General features: G+C 54.8%; 20 protein-coding genes. All 20 read right to left on the bottom strand.

Annotated elements, in window-relative coordinates; all coding sequences use genetic code 11:
* Nucleotides 1–63: 63 nt before the first annotated feature.
* Nucleotides 64–519 (bottom strand): hypothetical protein, encoded by a 456-nt coding sequence (locus K3T83_RS47690; RefSeq protein WP_220210195.1) that lies wholly within the window; start codon nt 517–519, stop codon nt 64–66.
* A gap of 20 nt (nt 520–539) precedes the next feature.
* Nucleotides 540–1,187 (bottom strand): hypothetical protein, encoded by a 648-nt coding sequence (locus tag K3T83_RS47685; RefSeq protein WP_220210194.1) that lies wholly within the window; start codon nt 1,185–1,187, stop codon nt 540–542.
* 12 nt (nt 1,188–1,199) lie between these two features.
* Nucleotides 1,200–1,589, bottom strand: coding sequence for a hypothetical protein (locus K3T83_RS47680; protein WP_220210193.1), 390 nt, complete (start codon nt 1,587–1,589; stop codon nt 1,200–1,202).
* Between the two features lie 14 nt (nt 1,590–1,603).
* Nucleotides 1,604–1,981: a hypothetical protein gene (locus tag K3T83_RS47675; RefSeq protein WP_220210192.1), complete on the bottom strand. Its 378-nt coding sequence runs from the start codon at nt 1,979–1,981 to the stop codon at nt 1,604–1,606.
* Complete coding sequence (locus tag K3T83_RS47670; RefSeq protein WP_220210191.1) at nt 1,978–2,181, bottom strand: hypothetical protein; 204 nt, start codon at nt 2,179–2,181, stop codon at nt 1,978–1,980. Before K3T83_RS47670 ends, K3T83_RS47675 begins: the two co-directional genes overlap by 4 nt.
* A gap of 9 nt (nt 2,182–2,190) precedes the next feature.
* Nucleotides 2,191–2,676 carry a hypothetical protein gene (locus K3T83_RS47665; RefSeq protein ID WP_220210190.1) on the bottom strand — a complete coding sequence of 162 codons (486 nt, stop codon included), beginning with the start codon at nt 2,674–2,676 and terminating at the stop codon, nt 2,191–2,193.
* A gap of 3 nt (nt 2,677–2,679) precedes the next feature.
* Nucleotides 2,680–2,991: a hypothetical protein gene (locus tag K3T83_RS47660; RefSeq protein WP_220210189.1), complete on the bottom strand. Its 312-nt coding sequence runs from the start codon at nt 2,989–2,991 to the stop codon at nt 2,680–2,682.
* On the bottom strand, nt 2,988–3,932 hold the full coding sequence (locus tag K3T83_RS47655; protein ID WP_220210188.1) for a hypothetical protein: 945 nt from the start codon (nt 3,930–3,932) through the stop codon (nt 2,988–2,990). The genes K3T83_RS47660 and K3T83_RS47655 overlap by 4 nt, the downstream gene beginning before the upstream one ends.
* The gene (locus tag K3T83_RS47650) at nt 3,925–4,188 is read right to left on the bottom strand and encodes a hypothetical protein (protein ID WP_220210187.1); all 264 of its coding nucleotides are present in this window, start codon (nt 4,186–4,188) and stop codon (nt 3,925–3,927) included. The genes K3T83_RS47655 and K3T83_RS47650 overlap by 8 nt, the downstream gene beginning before the upstream one ends.
* A gap of 1 nt (nt 4,189) precedes the next feature.
* Entirely contained in the window at nt 4,190–4,882 is a 693-nt protein-coding gene (locus K3T83_RS47645) for a hypothetical protein (RefSeq protein WP_220210186.1), read from the bottom strand.
* 24 nt (nt 4,883–4,906) lie between these two features.
* Entirely contained in the window at nt 4,907–6,352 is a 1,446-nt protein-coding gene (locus tag K3T83_RS47640; protein WP_220210185.1) for a hypothetical protein, read from the bottom strand.
* A gap of 117 nt (nt 6,353–6,469) precedes the next feature.
* Entirely contained in the window at nt 6,470–6,667 is a 198-nt protein-coding gene (locus tag K3T83_RS47635) for a hypothetical protein (RefSeq protein WP_220210184.1), read from the bottom strand.
* 3 nt (nt 6,668–6,670) lie between these two features.
* Nucleotides 6,671–8,389 carry a hypothetical protein gene (locus K3T83_RS47630; protein WP_220210183.1) on the bottom strand — a complete coding sequence of 573 codons (1,719 nt, stop codon included), beginning with the start codon at nt 8,387–8,389 and terminating at the stop codon, nt 6,671–6,673.
* Complete coding sequence (locus tag K3T83_RS47625) at nt 8,382–8,657, bottom strand: hypothetical protein (protein WP_220210182.1); 276 nt, start codon at nt 8,655–8,657, stop codon at nt 8,382–8,384. The genes K3T83_RS47630 and K3T83_RS47625 overlap by 8 nt, the downstream gene beginning before the upstream one ends.
* Nucleotides 8,647–8,949, bottom strand: a complete 303-nt coding sequence (locus K3T83_RS47620; protein WP_220210181.1) for a hypothetical protein — start codon at nt 8,947–8,949, stop codon at nt 8,647–8,649. The genes K3T83_RS47625 and K3T83_RS47620 overlap by 11 nt, the downstream gene beginning before the upstream one ends.
* Nucleotides 8,946–9,374: a hypothetical protein gene (locus tag K3T83_RS47615; protein WP_220210180.1), complete on the bottom strand. Its 429-nt coding sequence runs from the start codon at nt 9,372–9,374 to the stop codon at nt 8,946–8,948. The genes K3T83_RS47620 and K3T83_RS47615 overlap by 4 nt, the downstream gene beginning before the upstream one ends.
* Nucleotides 9,375–9,376: 2 nt before the next feature.
* Nucleotides 9,377–9,793: a YopX family phage-derived protein gene (locus K3T83_RS47610; RefSeq protein WP_220210179.1), complete on the bottom strand. Its 417-nt coding sequence runs from the start codon at nt 9,791–9,793 to the stop codon at nt 9,377–9,379.
* Complete coding sequence (locus K3T83_RS47605) at nt 9,790–13,278, bottom strand: phage portal protein (protein WP_220210178.1); 3,489 nt, start codon at nt 13,276–13,278, stop codon at nt 9,790–9,792. The genes K3T83_RS47610 and K3T83_RS47605 overlap by 4 nt, the downstream gene beginning before the upstream one ends.
* A complete protein-coding gene (locus K3T83_RS47600) occupies nt 13,259–14,803 on the bottom strand; it encodes a DNA-packaging protein (protein WP_220210177.1) in 1,545 nt (514 codons plus the stop codon). The genes K3T83_RS47605 and K3T83_RS47600 overlap by 20 nt, the downstream gene beginning before the upstream one ends.
* Nucleotides 14,787–15,377, bottom strand: coding sequence for a phBC6A51 family helix-turn-helix protein (locus tag K3T83_RS47595; RefSeq protein WP_220210176.1), 591 nt, complete (start codon nt 15,375–15,377; stop codon nt 14,787–14,789). Before K3T83_RS47595 ends, K3T83_RS47600 begins: the two co-directional genes overlap by 17 nt.
* Nucleotides 15,378–15,382 lie beyond the last annotated feature (5 nt).

The raw sequence follows: 15,382 nt of genomic DNA, 5'->3' as shown, positions 1-15,382 counted from the left end.
CGCGCTCTTCCTCTAGATCCAAGAATGCCATCTCCTCGATCAGATCATCGGGAGCGATGCTTTCTAGCAGTTCGTCGATGTTTCTTGCGTTGTGCCGTTCTCTGAGTTGGTGATAGCGGTATCGCTCTCGTGTGAGTGCAATTTTTTTTTCGCTTCTTCTAGCACATCAAGGTTGATACCAGATAGCTCACGAACCATTGCAGACAGCGTTTCGATCAACGCGCCATCCTCGTCAGACATGAACATATCGCGGTCGGCAGGTTGGAAAATGGGTTCGCGTGATTCCGGGTCGTGGCAGCCGAGCCGGACCTGCTCGAACCAAACCCTTTTGAAGAACTCTCCAGTGCCGCTATGCTTTTCCGTCACGTCCGCAACAAACGCAAAATAGTCGCCGCGAACGGTGCCAGATAAGCCGATTAACAGTACATCCATATCCCATTCAGGGATGTGGACTATTTTCTCTTTTTGTTTCTTTGCGCGAGAGAGGATCTTCTCGCGCAACTTTGTTGCGTTGCTCATATCGTTCTCTCTTGCAGGTGCTACGATGTCACGAAGTAAACATCATGCACGCTGACGAAGTTGATTTTCTGCGTGATAACTTTACTGACCTTCGCGGCCATCGAAGGTTTGAGTGGTGTGGCAAAGTATTGCCACCGTATGCCATTGGGCTTATCGATGTAGATCTTCAAGCCAACCATGTTGCCGAGTTCCTGGAACATACGGTCGTCAACGCGGTAGGTGTCGATCTCGCACTTCGCTGACTTGATCAGCGCAGTATTTTCCTGCCAGCCATCAGGACTCTGGAATTGCGTTGTATCCTCTGTTTTGCATTCAACCGTATTGTTGTACATGTAAGATCCGTCGTAGCGCGTCGCCGTGAAGTAGTTCCCGGCGCTGATACGGGTGAAGTTGTTGGTGCCCACGACGCGAGGTGTATCAAAGATGATCTTGCCAGTGGCGTACTGGAAGGTGTAGTCCGTCACGGTGGACCAGGATGACGTACCATTCGGGCTATTCTGGACAGTGAGCGCCTGCGTCCAGTCCCAGAACTCATGCGTTGCCGCCTGGTATGATGTATGATCGCCGGAATCGGTGCAACTCTCTGGTGACGGCAGCGCAATTGACGGGCTTCCCGTCGTGTAGATGTCACCTCCGATAACGGCGGCGATAGGATAAGTTCCCGTCATAGCATCACCTCATCAGTTCCAGGTAGCCGGGCCAGTGCCCGTTACGTCGTAGGTTGCCTGGACCACGCCTTTCGACGCCTGTGCTTTGTCATTTACCTTCTGAATAATGGCGTCACCCTGCCAATAGTGTGTGTCATCAATGTAAAATTTGAACGTCTGTACAGTGCCGATATTATTTCTCATGAACACCTGGCCGGTTGTGTCTCCGGCGTCAGTGCTACCCTTCAAGTTGAATTTAAACTTCTTGATGGTGGGCGTGTTGACCTGATATGAGCCAGAAGCACCGAAGTACGTCGTGTCGGCGACCTCTGATTCAGGGCCACCGTCCCACTCACCGATATTGCCGACAGTGGCACTGCCGACCATCACTTTTGCACCAACGCCAGGGGTTGGGTAAGGCATAACAGTAACCTCCTCTATTCGAGAGCTTTTGGCAAGCGCTCTGCCATAGCTTGCCTTGCAAATTCAGCGGCAGGCGCAAGATAAGGCTCGGCCTCCATCTTCTTCGTGCCCTCCTCCACCGCGACATTGTACGGAAAGCCTCTATCGGTTTTTGCTGCATTCGATAACTCAAAGCCGCCCTCGATTTGCGTGAGCTTATCGGCCTCTTTCAACCGACCGGGATGATGATCCTCTTCAGGTGGGCCAGAATAGACAGGGGTATTGCTCTGCATGATCTCCAGCGCATCAGCCCCAATGCCTTCCATGATGGCCTGCGCTTGCTCTGGTACACGCTGTTTCATGGTCGTGACTTTGTTAATCCAGGTGTCTAACCCTTCCCAGATGACCGTCATTGCTGTGGTGTCTCCTCTCTGCTCGCTGACCTCGATGTGTGGCTCGGCGTTACGAGGCGTGGCAGTGCGCTGCCCGGCAACCAGGCACGATGACGCACGACGCGCTCCATGTGAAGTGCGATCTCCTCACGTACAACCTGGCGAATCATCTCTCTAAGTTCCGTTGCCCACTTTGGCTCTGTACTCGGCTCTTGCTCCATCCTGGCCTCCTATGATGTCAGTGTGACTTGCCACTGACTCGACACCATCAGCTCGATGACATGCGCCCGGAGATATTGCCCGTTGCGCGGGACATCTAAGAACTTCCCTGAATGTGGCTTGAAGCCTGACAGGAAGATGACACCAGTGGTATCACCGAGTCGGATATGCGTGCTGAGTGGCACTACCAGCGCATCACGCACGGCGAAAATCAGTGCTTCAGCGGCCTGCGCGTCGTCGAGAGAGACCATTGACAGCAGGTAAAAGGACTGCGGATCTTGCCTTGATCCTCCAAAGGCCAACGGTTGCGAGTCGTCGTCACTGCCGTAGATCTCCAGGCACGCCGCGCCGTTGGTGACCTGATTGCTCACATTCTTAATCTCACCGACCTGGACCAGCTTGTAGACTGGTGCGCCGCCAGTGTAGGTCAGCGCTGACATGTACCCGGCAATGGCCTCGGCCACCGCCATTGTGTTCGGTGCGCTTGGAAGCGGCATAGATTACTTTCCTCTCACCCGGTCGGCGACCAGTTCCATGTGATAATCAGGAAATGGTTCAGGGTCATTAATCACGTTGTATTCCCGGTATCCGCTGGCCGTCTTCGGATCAGCGTTGTACGGGTCTATCAGCTGGTCCTGAAACTGAATGTCATAGAGACCTTGCGGAAAGATCCAATAGCGAAGGTAGGGTGCAGCGCCACCATAGTAGGCTGCTTCCTGCTGACTCATGTTCTCGATTTGCGAGGTAATATCGGTGCGCAGCGTGACACCATTGCGATTCAGGGTGAGCGTGCTTATTCTCTGATCGCTCATGTCCGCCTCCGATAGTTGCCATCGTCGATAATGCCCTCTGCCTCTTGCTGATACCGTGATTTCACCGTCTGATCAGCGGCATACTTCACCCGCCTCTTGCTCATTTGAATTTCATAGGCTCCCTGGCTCGCCATGCTTTGCAATGCATCGGCAGCGTAGAGCGCCGTGGCCTCCTGGATGTCATCGGGCGGATAAGCGAATCCGGCGCGATACGTTGTCCTGAAAAGACCTTCAGGAAGAACGAAGCTGCCAATGGGTAAGCGCAGATAGCCCGCAGCCGTCTGAATGCCGACCTGCGATGCATCCAATGTGCTGTATTGGCTATCGATGGGGAGCATATGTTCCATCTTGAGCAGCGGCGGCACAATCGGGTAACACTTGAGAAAAATGATCCTCGTCAGCCCCGACGTGTCGAAGCTTGGCGCGTGGGCCTGTGCCAGCTGCGCCGCCTGGTTAAGTGCAAGCAGTGACTCGGAATAGACATCGCTACTGCCAGAGCTGCCGACCGTGCTGACCTCCTGGTAACAACCCTGAACAGCCTCGCCTGTGTTGTGGCTGTAGAAGACACCGCTGGCCAGCGTTAATGTTCCTGGATACGGCGATGACCATGATGTGACCTGCACACCGCCAGGCACCAGAGGCACGATCTCCTGTGTTCCCCCTGATCCCAGGATGACAGCCTGCTCTTGCCCGTTGTCGAAGCCGAGCGTCGAAGCGACAGGAAGCGATGTTCCTCCCTGACTGATGCCACCGCTGCCTACCGTCGTCGCGCCGGGCTGCACGATGCGTTTGCGCGCATAGTTGTCCACGCGTCGCGAAGCCCTGGCCAGCAGTTGATCCATTGCACCGCTAATCGCGGTGAGCTGTGCGACCTGACCAGCAAAGGTGATAGCCTGCGGATAGCTCGTGAACTGCGTTGGCGTAAGATACAGTCTAGGCATCGTGTCCCTCCTGTATCATCCCCTTTGCCTGCTGTGCGCGCGCAAACTGCTCTTGCTCTGCTGGCGTTGGCATACGATATGGCCCACCTGGAATGCCGAGTAGCTCATCAGCGTCATGTCGCAACACATCATCAGAGAAGCCATCAAGGATCACCTGATGATTCTCGACGACATAGAACCGCGTCGGCATCTCTGAAAACGCCGTTGTGACGGCGACGATATCGTGTTGTCGCTGGCTGATGAGCAAGATCGGCATGTTATTCCTCAGTCCATTCAATAGAAATGTCAAAGGAGGCGGTTGCGGTCGCAGTGGCCGCATTCAGGTTGATGGCCAGCACCTCAGCAGCGCTTCGCAGCACAATGGCTTGCCCTGGTCGGCCCCCGAAATCCCAGATGAGGCTGTCCTTTGTTGGAAAATCGGTTGCAGTATAGGTTCCAAGCGTCTGGAAAAACTTGGAGTTGCGAATCGCGGTCCCAACCAGCGCGCCAAGCCCTGATGGATTGGCAGTGTACGACAAGACCGTCGCCGATACCGCTGCGTTCGTGCTGTCATGTGGCACAGGCGTCGGGCTGCCAGTGGAAGTGCCGCCAGTGTTGGCAGCGGAACGCTTCAACAACAGCACATCCAGCGCCGCAGGGGTCGCCGAGGTGGTCGTTGCTGTGATCTCGATATGTGTGACTCTGATGATCTTGCTTGCACTGCCAGTGATGGTGAAGATGTCGGTTGCAGAGCCAGCGGGCACCAGGCCGACCTTTGCCGCTGAATAGGTCGCCTTGCCACCGTCAACCGGCGAGAACTGATACGCTCCGTAGCTGAAGGATTGCCCAGTTGCGGCTCGGCCCGGTGTCATAGACGCAATGACATATTGATTGTTGATTGGGTCCCACCCGTCAAAGGCGACAGTCCTCCCGTTGCCATCGATGGGCTGCGATGTTGGCAATGTTGCCATGTCCGTATGCTCCTCTCTCTTCGACTAGGCAACGTAGACGTTCCCGGCTTTTGCAAGGAAATTCGGTCCTCGCACCGCCAACACCTCATCACCCAACAATGCAACTTGCTGGGTTCTGGCGTTGACGAGGGCCAGGGGCACCGTCTGCATCTCATTGACGCAGGCAGTCACCATCACGTCAGGGTCTCTCGGCATTAAGAAGATGTCTTGCGAGGTATGACCGTTCACGCTGTCCAGGCGAGGTGGTGTCACGCCATCAGGGATCGCGACGCTACCGTTGCTGGTCGCCACTGTGACCGCCATAGCAGTACTACCGTTAGCGGTTGGATCAACGACCGCGCCAGTATCGGTCCAGGACGTGATCGCCGCATCACTGTTGAGATCCCGCGCTGAGATGACCGCATAGAGCGTCTCAGTGCCCGCTGCGCCATTGGTGCCCGTGCGATGGATACGGAAGAGCAGGTTTTGACGCACATTGCCCAGTGCATCAGTGATCGATGGTGTGCTCCAGGAGAGGGCGACGTGGTTGGTGGAACTGACAGTGACCTGCGTGGTCTCAGCAGCGAGGCTAATACCGAAGTCCGTGACGACTTCCACCGAATAATAATAGGTGCCAGTGGGGATGACCCCATCACTACCAGTGGCGTTTGCAGTAACAGTGCCCATCGTGCCCAGGCTCGTCAGGAATGAGCTTTCATAGAACGGAATACCGCGATAGGTCGGAACTTCGACACCCGCGTCGGGATAATTGACATTATCCCCGACCTGACCGTTGATCTGGCCTCGGTCGTCGCGTGGGTAGACCGTTGTTCGGCCCATATATCTTTCGTATTGGACAAACAACCGGCTAAAGGCACTATGCAGTTCAGGGGTCAACACGAAGGCATATTTACCAACAAGGGAGCTGCCCATTGCGCGCTTCACTGAATCAATGAGGGCATCCAGGAGGGCGATAGATGGGCCAGAGTTAGCAATGATCTTATTGCCACTCGCCATCAGCAGATCCATGCCGTCCCACTGCGGACGCAGAGTGTTCAATGTGGCCCCACTGGAGCCGTAGAAGTTCAAGGCTTCCTCGAACCACACTGCGGCCTCAGATGCCGCCTGAAGCTCTAATGCCATCAGATCGCCGTTGACGCGGGCGGTCTGGATAGAGAACTTTGCCAAGTCAAGGTTTACCTGCCAGTGTTTGACAGGAAACGAGACCTGGTTGTAGACGGAGCTGGTCGCAGCCACCGAGCCGGTGCCGGTTGTTGGCGGTGCTTCAGTGGTTGCCTGGGGCACTGGATAGCCGGTGCGCTTATTGAAGATATACCTGGGGGTATTCCAGGTACGACGCGGAATGAGCATGCGAGTCGCGGTGAAACGACGCAGGAGCGTAATCAACGCCCGGTCAATCGTGGGCTGGTATAAGTACTGCGCACCCGACGACTGAGAGAGCGTCTCCTGAATTTGCTTGAGTGTTGCCATTGTGTCAACCTCTTTGGTGAGGATTGGCAACAAAAAGGCCAATCCATAATGGACTGACCTCAGAGGGTTCTGCCTTGAAGCTCGATGGCTTTATTTTACTTCTACTATACCAGATTTTTACTGTGCCGTGATGGTCGCTGTCTGATTGCTAATGGTGAGTTCAAACAGGGATTCCCGCAGCGTATCTAATCGTTCCCAGGTGATCAGCTCTTCCCGGCGATGTTTCTCGCACCAGAGCTTGATGCCTCGGTCCGTGACTCGCGCAAGCAACTTGTTTGAAGTCTCACATTCGATACGCTGCTCTAATCGACTCATTGTTTATACCTGCTCGTACTCTCCGATATACATCGAAATGTCGCGGCCCCGTGCATGCGCCTCTTCCATGTTCAGGCGATACGCCAAGAACGGGGCCAATTCTTTTAAAGCCGCGCTAGGATCAACGTCTTTGGGCCAGGGCACGCGGGGATCTGCCAACGCACGCCAGTTACGAGGTGCGAGCGGTCCTTTGAGATAATCGCCTTCCTGATACAGATCTTCAGGCTTATAGTCGCTAGCCTCAGTCAACGCGCTAGGTGCCTGCGTCTGTCGCTGCGGCGCTTCGGTGAGACGGCCCTCTTTCAGCGCTGCAAGCTCAGCACGCACCTCTTGTAGCTCTTCCTGCACGGTCTTTGGAGCGGCCACTGTATAGCCCTTCGCTTTCAGCGCGGCCAACATCTGCTCTTCCGTCATTTCGTCCTGTCCTTTCTGAGCGGACTCATTATCATTGTCAGTATCATGGCCAATGCTATCCCCATCATTATCAGGGTCTAGCGGCATGCCTAACGCATCGTTGTAGCAGCCCTCACACTCCATCCCACACGCCTGAGCTGCCTCATCGTGCGCAGCGGCGAGACGTTTGGCGTGCTTCATAGCCAATGCACGACCAGCTTCTGTTAGCTCCGTCGCCTCGACCAACGCACGCAGCCGGGCGGATTCAGCGCCATGCATCGGCTTCAGACATTCATCCAGGACACCAGCGATGTGGTCATGGGCACGCTGATGCGCCTGGCGATCTGAAGTCATCGCTTCGGTCGTTGGCAATGCTGTACGGCGGCCAGCCTGCTTGATCTGCTCAAGGATCGCTGCCGGCATAGCTTGAGCCAGGACACGGCCATCAATGTTCATAGTGATAGAAACCTCCTCTTTGGGATGATGCGTTGTAACAGATACAGAATCCACAGAGAAGGATTCTGTATAGGGTTCTATGTGAGCAGAAGACTCATAGAGCACCTGTTGGATACGCGCTGTATCCGCCAAGCCTGGTCTCGTTGTTAAGTCGATGCCAAGCAGATCTGGCTCAACGCCCTCGCTCACCACGACCAGTGGTAGATCATAGTTTCTATCATGGGACAACTCAACGCCCAGCACGCGCATCGATTCACTGCGCAGATAGTTCCCTTCGGCAAGCGCCAACATATCCCAGGCGGTCCTAGTATCCGCAAGGTCCAAGTCAGCCCAGAATTTGTTACCTTCTTGCCAGATCTTCGCAGCGCGGCCAACAAGCTCCGTATTGACGTGATTGTTGGCCGCCTCGTGCGAAACGAAGACGGTGATCGGCAGATCGTTGGCGGCAAGCTTACGCACCGCGCTCTCATAGATCTTGTCGCAGGTTGTCTTGGGATAGATCCTGCCATTCAATGACCTGGCGTTATACTCTAGCCAACAAACTCTAAGCGTTGCGATCTTCTTGAGCGGTCTGCGCACAGTGCTGGCGATGGTGGCCGCCGATTCCTGCTTCTCATCGTCGTCTTTGGCTGTATCAGGCAAGCCATGCGTCAGCTTCAATCGCTTCGCAATGGCCTTGATTTTGGCCCTGACCGCATCGGGATTATCAGCGTGCCCTGCAAGCCCCCAGGCATCACCAACGTCACTAGCGTCGCGAATAGGGAATGATTTGTCAGGCCCGGCGAAGTTCTCAGGGTGCGTTTTGTAGTATTCATCGCGTGCGGCCTGCGTCCACTTCGCTTCAGCGAGCGTTTGTTCTAGTAACTTAGTCAAGCGGCACCTCCTTGACATTCTTCACATCTGCCAGAGCATCAGCAACCATCCCGCGAACCATCGCACGCAGCACCTCTTCAGAGACATGACCATGCACAACAACGGTAGGAGCACTGGAAGGCAGGGCAGAGACAGTGCCATCACAGGTACATGTTTCTGGCAGCTCGACAGCATTAGGATCGTTGCTATGGGCGAGAGTATAGGTATAGCCTTTTGCTTTCAGGCAGCCAGGACACCAGCCATCGGCTACCAAATTCTTAACTTTCATCGCGCACCTCAAAGGCTGTGATATCCACTTCAGGATCAACGCTTTCCGCTGTAGACACCACTACATCGCCATCCTTCACCAGCAGCTTCCCATCTGCATTAGACTCATGATAGGTAATCTCTGCTTTATTTACATCGTTCACGTCAATGGTGATGACTATCCTAAAAACATTCGAGATAGGCTCACCGGTATCTGCGTCTACAATAGAGGTAGCTATGCCCGTAGATGATCCTACACATTGAATACGCACACGCCGCTTGAATACAGCCTCACCTGCTACCAATGCACTCATACCTCATACCTCCTCGCCTTGCATGCTGAACATCGACATTGCAGTTCGGCCTTGAGTCCCCATGCGTCGCCGAACGTTTCTTTGACCATCGCGGCTAAACAGAACTCTTTTGTGTTACCGTCACCGATGAAAGCACCATACCCGATGACAAGTCGCTTTGTGCAAGATTCACAAACCAGCGTATAGGAATTACCAGAGCCACCAGGCAACCCAAAGAGGCGAGGATGAGCGCAGGTCTCATCGCTCCTCTCCTGAATACTCTCCTCAAGGCCACGCATGAGGCGTAGCGTCGCGCTATTGCTTTGACCACCTGATATTGGTTCCTCGATTCGATCCCACTCTTCTTGCATGGGATGCTCCTCTTTTACTGGCAAGCTCTGCAAGTGAGTGCGCGGTAGGATCGGACGCGGCGGTATCATACCCATAGCTATGCCTTACCACCTCTCATCAACTCAGGATTCTCATAGATATTGCCGATAACCTCATAATCCTCCTCGACCAACTGGGTATACCAAATAACAACGGCATTGAAATTATCCGGGTCTTTTGCTAGATCAAATCTGGCTTCTTTCTGATTCCACCTCACCAGCAACGGCACCTTGATATTGACACGCTGTATAATATCGCCCTCGTAGATCTCTTTGCCGTTGCGGTCCTTCAACCCGGTGAATTGCATGAGATCTACATCCCTATCGACCTGATAAGCGCTGCTTGTTTCATACAGGTCTACAAGGATAGCGCGATCACTAGGAGCCATACCCATCTGTACATCCAGATAAAGAGCATTCACTTCACGCATCTTCATCATACGCTTATCCCACGCCCTGAACTTAATCTCCCTCATGCTTCATCACCATCGTCTTTCCGAACTATTTCGATGCTGTGCCGGCAATTTGGATGCATGGGCCAGCTGATCCCCAGCTGCAGATACTCATTGAGGCTATAGCTCTTCCCGGCATAATTCGCGCACTCATCGGTGCTACTATAGCTAGGCACCACCTCGACCTTGATGCCCTCGGTATTGAGCGGCTCCGCTCTGCTCGGATCGGTCGCCGCATCCATGATATCCTCGATGGCCTGCATGCTCCCATTGTTGGCCCCGGTGGACCAGGCGACATTGGCAACCTGTGGCGCTTTGTAGTCAGCATAGCGATCAATCCAGGCACCGACCTGCTCGACAACGTTACTGCCCTCTTTGAGATTGCTGACAAAGGTGGTGAGCATCTCATGCATGGTCCCAACAATGCTGCTCACCTGTTCACGCCCCCATGTGATAAGATCACCAACCTTTGAGAACAGCCCCTCTTCGATCTGCGGCGTCAACCCTACAGTGGTCATGTCGCGGCTGTAGGCGTAGCGCTGGCCCGCAACATTGGCCTCGGCGAGATACCGCGCGATCTGCTCTTGCTCTGCATCGCTGAATGCGTAGATGCTGGCCGCCGTCGCGAGCGTGGGAGAGGAGGAAGCCCCACGCTCTTTCAGTTCACGGAATCTTGCAGCGATCCACGCCGTGACAATGGCTTTGTGATGCTCGGCGGCACCATACGCCTGAGAGGTGACGTCATCGCGATCCTGTGCTTGATAGCCTTCTCTACCTTCTGCTGATCGGGATTCGTTGCCAGCCATGCCCTCCAGGTGTCCAGATCCTTCTGCTGATCTGCTATCCGGTTCAACAGCCATAGGAGATCGCGGACCCCTGTTTCTTCGTGCATCTGCACTGCCCTGCTCTCTATCTCCTCCCTGGTCATCGAACTGAGAAGCCATCCCATCACTCGAAGGAGCTTGAGCCGCTTTCTTCGTCTCTGCTGCTGCCTGCTCCCCTTGTGGAGCGCTATTCTCCTGAGTATGACTTTGCGCACCTTCTTCGCCATGCTGATTACCTTCTGCCGCCAGAGCTGCTCGCGGAGGGAAGTAGTTTAGAGGACCATCCCAACGCTTTCTCGGAATAATTTTAGCCAGATTTAGGGTATAGTTTGCACCTTCACCGGCAGCGCCGCCTCGATTGAGTTCGCCACGGTCTGCTCCGAGAGTTTCTTCAGTCTGATGTATCTCGCCGTCGCTCTGATCCGGGTCCGGCCTCGGTCGGACATCATCTGTCTCTCCGCCTTGCGTATGCGTCTCTTGTTCTGCATCGTTCTCTCCTGGTGGTACTGGCGTACCGAGTTTGAATGGGATTTGTTCATCGCCTATGCAGAGCCACACGGTATCGAAATTGAGTTCTACTTGTGGCACCGTCTCAATTGGCGTCGGCGCAGCTGCATCAATGTATGCGAGAGTAACATGGGGTGTATACCCGTGGTTGTCTGCGACAAAGTAGCCAGCCTGGTCCAGCGCTGCGACAAGCTCAGTTCGGAACTCAGCGAGACCTGGAATGTCAACCAGCGCCAGCACAGGCGTTGTGTCGGTCTCCGCTGGAGCGAAGCGGCCAATGCCAGCGATACGCCCGGACAGCGGCGAGGCAGTCGAGGCGATCGCGCTCACGATGCGCTGCATTGGCTCTCGCATGGTATCCGGTCGATAGCGGCCATCGGTCTCCTTGTCTTCCATGTCCCCGAGATAGGCCAGTGTAATATGCAGTTCGTTCGCTGGTTCCCCACCGGGGATCGCGAGGCGCCGCGCTGTCTCTGGATCAAGCAAGAAGGCCAGCATCATCCCAGTATGGTGCTGTAAGATCTCGGGGCGGTCCTCATTGATGACCATTACTTCGCCGGAGCGCTTGATATCATCGATGAATGCATTGAGGATGTCTAATCTTAGCTTGTTCTGGCTCTCTTCTTCTTTCTCTTTCTTCTCAGGATCACGCGCTGATTTCTCATCATTGCCTGCATTCTTCCCAGGATCGCCGCCATTGTTCCCATCATGCGGATCTGGCTGCTCTTTGGCTTGCTTCGCTTTGAGTTCGGCGAGATCGGCGGCGGCGGTAGCCTGGCGCTCTGCGATTTGCGCGGCCTGGCGCTGCTCATCGGTCATCTCATCGAGTCTCTCTATTGGCAGCACTTCGCGCGCAACGGCAAACACTGGCACATCGCCGCCTTTCTCGTAGGCATCCCGGCCCATCTCTTGCCGGACTTCGTTAATCGTCAGGCTGCCATTACGAATGCGGATATCCTGGACTTTCGAGAGTGTCTCGTCATCACGGAAGTCTGCATAGCGAGAGGAGACATAGTAATCAGGCCAATAGGGAGCGATCAACCTGAAGTTGAACTTTTCAAAGAACTGATGGCGGCGCGGGTCGCAAGAGACATACTGTAAGATCTTGCGCTGGTTGTCGCTCATATCTGTTAAGCGATTGCCGCTCTCAGCAATGCAGGCTATCGATGGCGGCACATGGAATGCAGAGAGGGTAATGGCGCGCATCTCTTCGCGGCCTTGTTTGAAATCAACATCAAGCGCTCCAGCGTTGCCAAGCGGCGCGATCTCCGCATTGCCCCACAAAACGGGCGGGATCTGCGCATTCTTCTCTCCAAAGAGATTCGCCTTTGCCCAGGTCAAGAAACGATCTGCCTCGTCCTGGTCGCCGAGACCTTTGAAATAATAGTTAAACTTCGCACCTTTTTGAAAGAAGGTCGTGAGCCAATTGATCATTTTTTTATCCAGCAAAATCGAGTCCTGGATGCGTTCGAGTGGTGAAAATGGATCAACTTTGGCTCGTTTATGTGGATTCCACCAACGTATGATGGTCTTTGGATTGAGCGGATTGACTTCACTGGTCGAGGTGAGTTGCTGTTTATACTGGACAACACGGCCATAGCGATCGTGTTCGGTGTCCATCGTGAGGCAATCAATGCTGAATAACTGATAGGGCTTGCCGTCCTTCATCGTGAACTCGGTGAAGGCCTCGCCAAAGATCATCTCATCGGTCAGCATGTCATAGACATACTGGTTGAAGTCCCACTCCTCATTGATACGCCGCAGGAAGGCGTCAATCTCGTCGCGTTGGCGCTCGTCTGGGTTCTCAATGCCAGGACGCGGCTCTATCGAGAAGCCGCCTGATGTAATGTACCTAGCAATCGTATCTATACAATTGCTGGCCCAGGGGTTGACGATGAAGATCGAGAGTAGCGTTTCTTTGCGCTCCCTCGGCGTCATACCAAGCCAGTTTTGCGGCGCGACATTGTAGCCATACATCCGGCCTTCGTCCCAGGCCAATGACACCGCCTGCGGATTCTTCGACGACGCAGCCTCAGTCATAATATGGCTGTCAAAAATAAGTGAGGTACGGCCCCTGGCCTCTTCGATTGCACGTTGTTCAGCGATAGCCTCGGTAGGAGGCACAGCGACCAACGTGGTCGGTTCGCCGTAGAGGAAGTTATGCAGCCAGCGCCACATCAGTTGTGCCTCCTTTCTGCTTACAAAATGTAAGCGCTATCCGTTCCTTACGATGAGCGCTAATGCGGCCATCGTCGCGAGATTGAGCGATGTCATACCACTCTGTCTGTCCGGCCAATTCTTCCCAGGACGTGGGAGGAATCACCTGCTGTGTGTCTCTCTCATCATCAGTGGCAATCAGGACGCCGCCACCAGCGCCATCTGGCAACATGAGCTTCGTCACACCCCATACCATCGCGTCGAGTCTATCCGGCGATCGCTCGCCAGGCACCCAGTTACATAACTGAAACTCCAGATCCGCATGCACCCCGACGTGATGTACATATTGATTCTTATAGATCGTCGATACCGGCTCGGCCCGGATCTGCTTCCCTCGACTCGCTCTGATGGCCTCATAAGGTATATGCCCCATACCGGCAAGCTTCGCCGCCATTTTGATCGTATGCCCGACCATCTCCCCGCCATTATTGACCTCGCCGACGATCAGATCTGCCTTGAATTTGTTGTATGCGGCGAGTACTTCGCTGGCCCATTCGTCAGGTGTACCGATGAGACTGTGATCGGCTAACACATACGCATGATCGTCAATGCCCAATCCGACAACCACAATACCGCACTCTGCCGGATCTTCGCTGGTTTCCTGCGAACTAGCCGGTGGATCGACGGCGACCACAATGCGCTTTAAGGATGGATACTTAACAACGCGCCCATCATCGATCCACTTGCGTTTCCACAGCGCCCCATCAATGTCATCGACGATCTCGCCGTCGATCTCCTGAAGCCCTAGCCTGGTGCCGGCATACCGCCGCTCAATCTCTCGAATGAACCGGGGAGCAAGATTATCCCGGTTCTCGTACATCCGACCATTCGTGACAATAGTCGTTGGATCGGCCACCAGCGCCTTGATCGCCTTTGTATTGCGCGGCGTCGTGGTGACGATGCATTGCGGTTCAACGCCTGGAGCTGGTGCGATGCGCAGTCCAAAGCTCAGTTGATCCCAAGCATCATCGTACTGCCAGGCAGCCCGTTCATCAGCCCAGGCGAAGCTGTGCTGTGGACCTCGTAGCTGATCCGGCTCGTCTGCGCTGTACGTCGTCGCAGTGCTGCCGTTGGGCCAGGTCAGGAGCCTCTTCGTCGGCTCGTACTTTGGCATAAACCAGGGAGGTGACACCTTCAGGATGCCGGAGATCCCCTCGATCATGACCTTGCGCGTATCGGCGACGGTCCTACCGACGAGCGCGATGTGGCAGCCAGGGTATTGCTGCGCCTTTTCGATGATCCATTCAGCGCCAGTCCTGGTCTTGCCCCAACCGCGACCAGCCTTGACAACCCACGTAGACCAGTTGCCAAGCGGGGCGAGTTGACTCTCACGTGCCCAGGCTTGCCAGGTATATTTCAGCCGCCATGCTTTGGCCGGGCTGCATTTTTTAATGTACTCGTGCTTGCGTCGCTTCGACCAGGAAGCGAATAATCGAAAGAATCGTGCTTCCTGCTCTAGTGAGAGTTGCTTAGTTGCCGTCTTCACGGCTTAGGGATGCCTCTAGATCTGCAAGCAGTTCAGCTTTGGCCTGCTCTGCCAAGTCTGCCAGCTGCGCATTGACGTTGAGCTGCGGCTTGTCTTTGAACTCCGGTAGATTTGCTTTGGCGTAGGCCAGAGCCAGCGAGTCGCTCCACTTGCGCACCATCACCTTGTCGCCCTGCTTGAACGCTGGCCGCCCTCGCTCATAGATCTGATTCCCTTGCTCATCAAGCTTTGGCACCTGCTCATAGACCACCTGACCCATGCTCACCATTGGCTCTTCCCATCCAAGAATGCCGCGCTGATAAATCGAGGCCCGCGCGATGTCGTGCGAGCGCTCAACACAGTTCTGCCAGGCGTCGGCAAACTTCTGATCTTTGTCTTTCCAGCGATAGACCGTGCTGCGATCAATGCCAGCGTATTCACAGGCAAGAGAGACGGCATGTACACGCTGTAGCTCTGCAAGAAAGAGCACTTTCGCCTCTTTGCGTTGAGCAGGCGAGAGTGGGCCACCAACTCCCCATGCGCGTATAGGTGTTGCGTTGTCGCGTGCTGGCTCATCGCTGCTCACATCTTGCACTCAGC

It is taken from the genome of Reticulibacter mediterranei, assembly GCF_016587455.1.
Note: the sequence above shows the minus strand (reverse complement) of the source record. Positions and strands in the feature narration are given on the sequence as shown.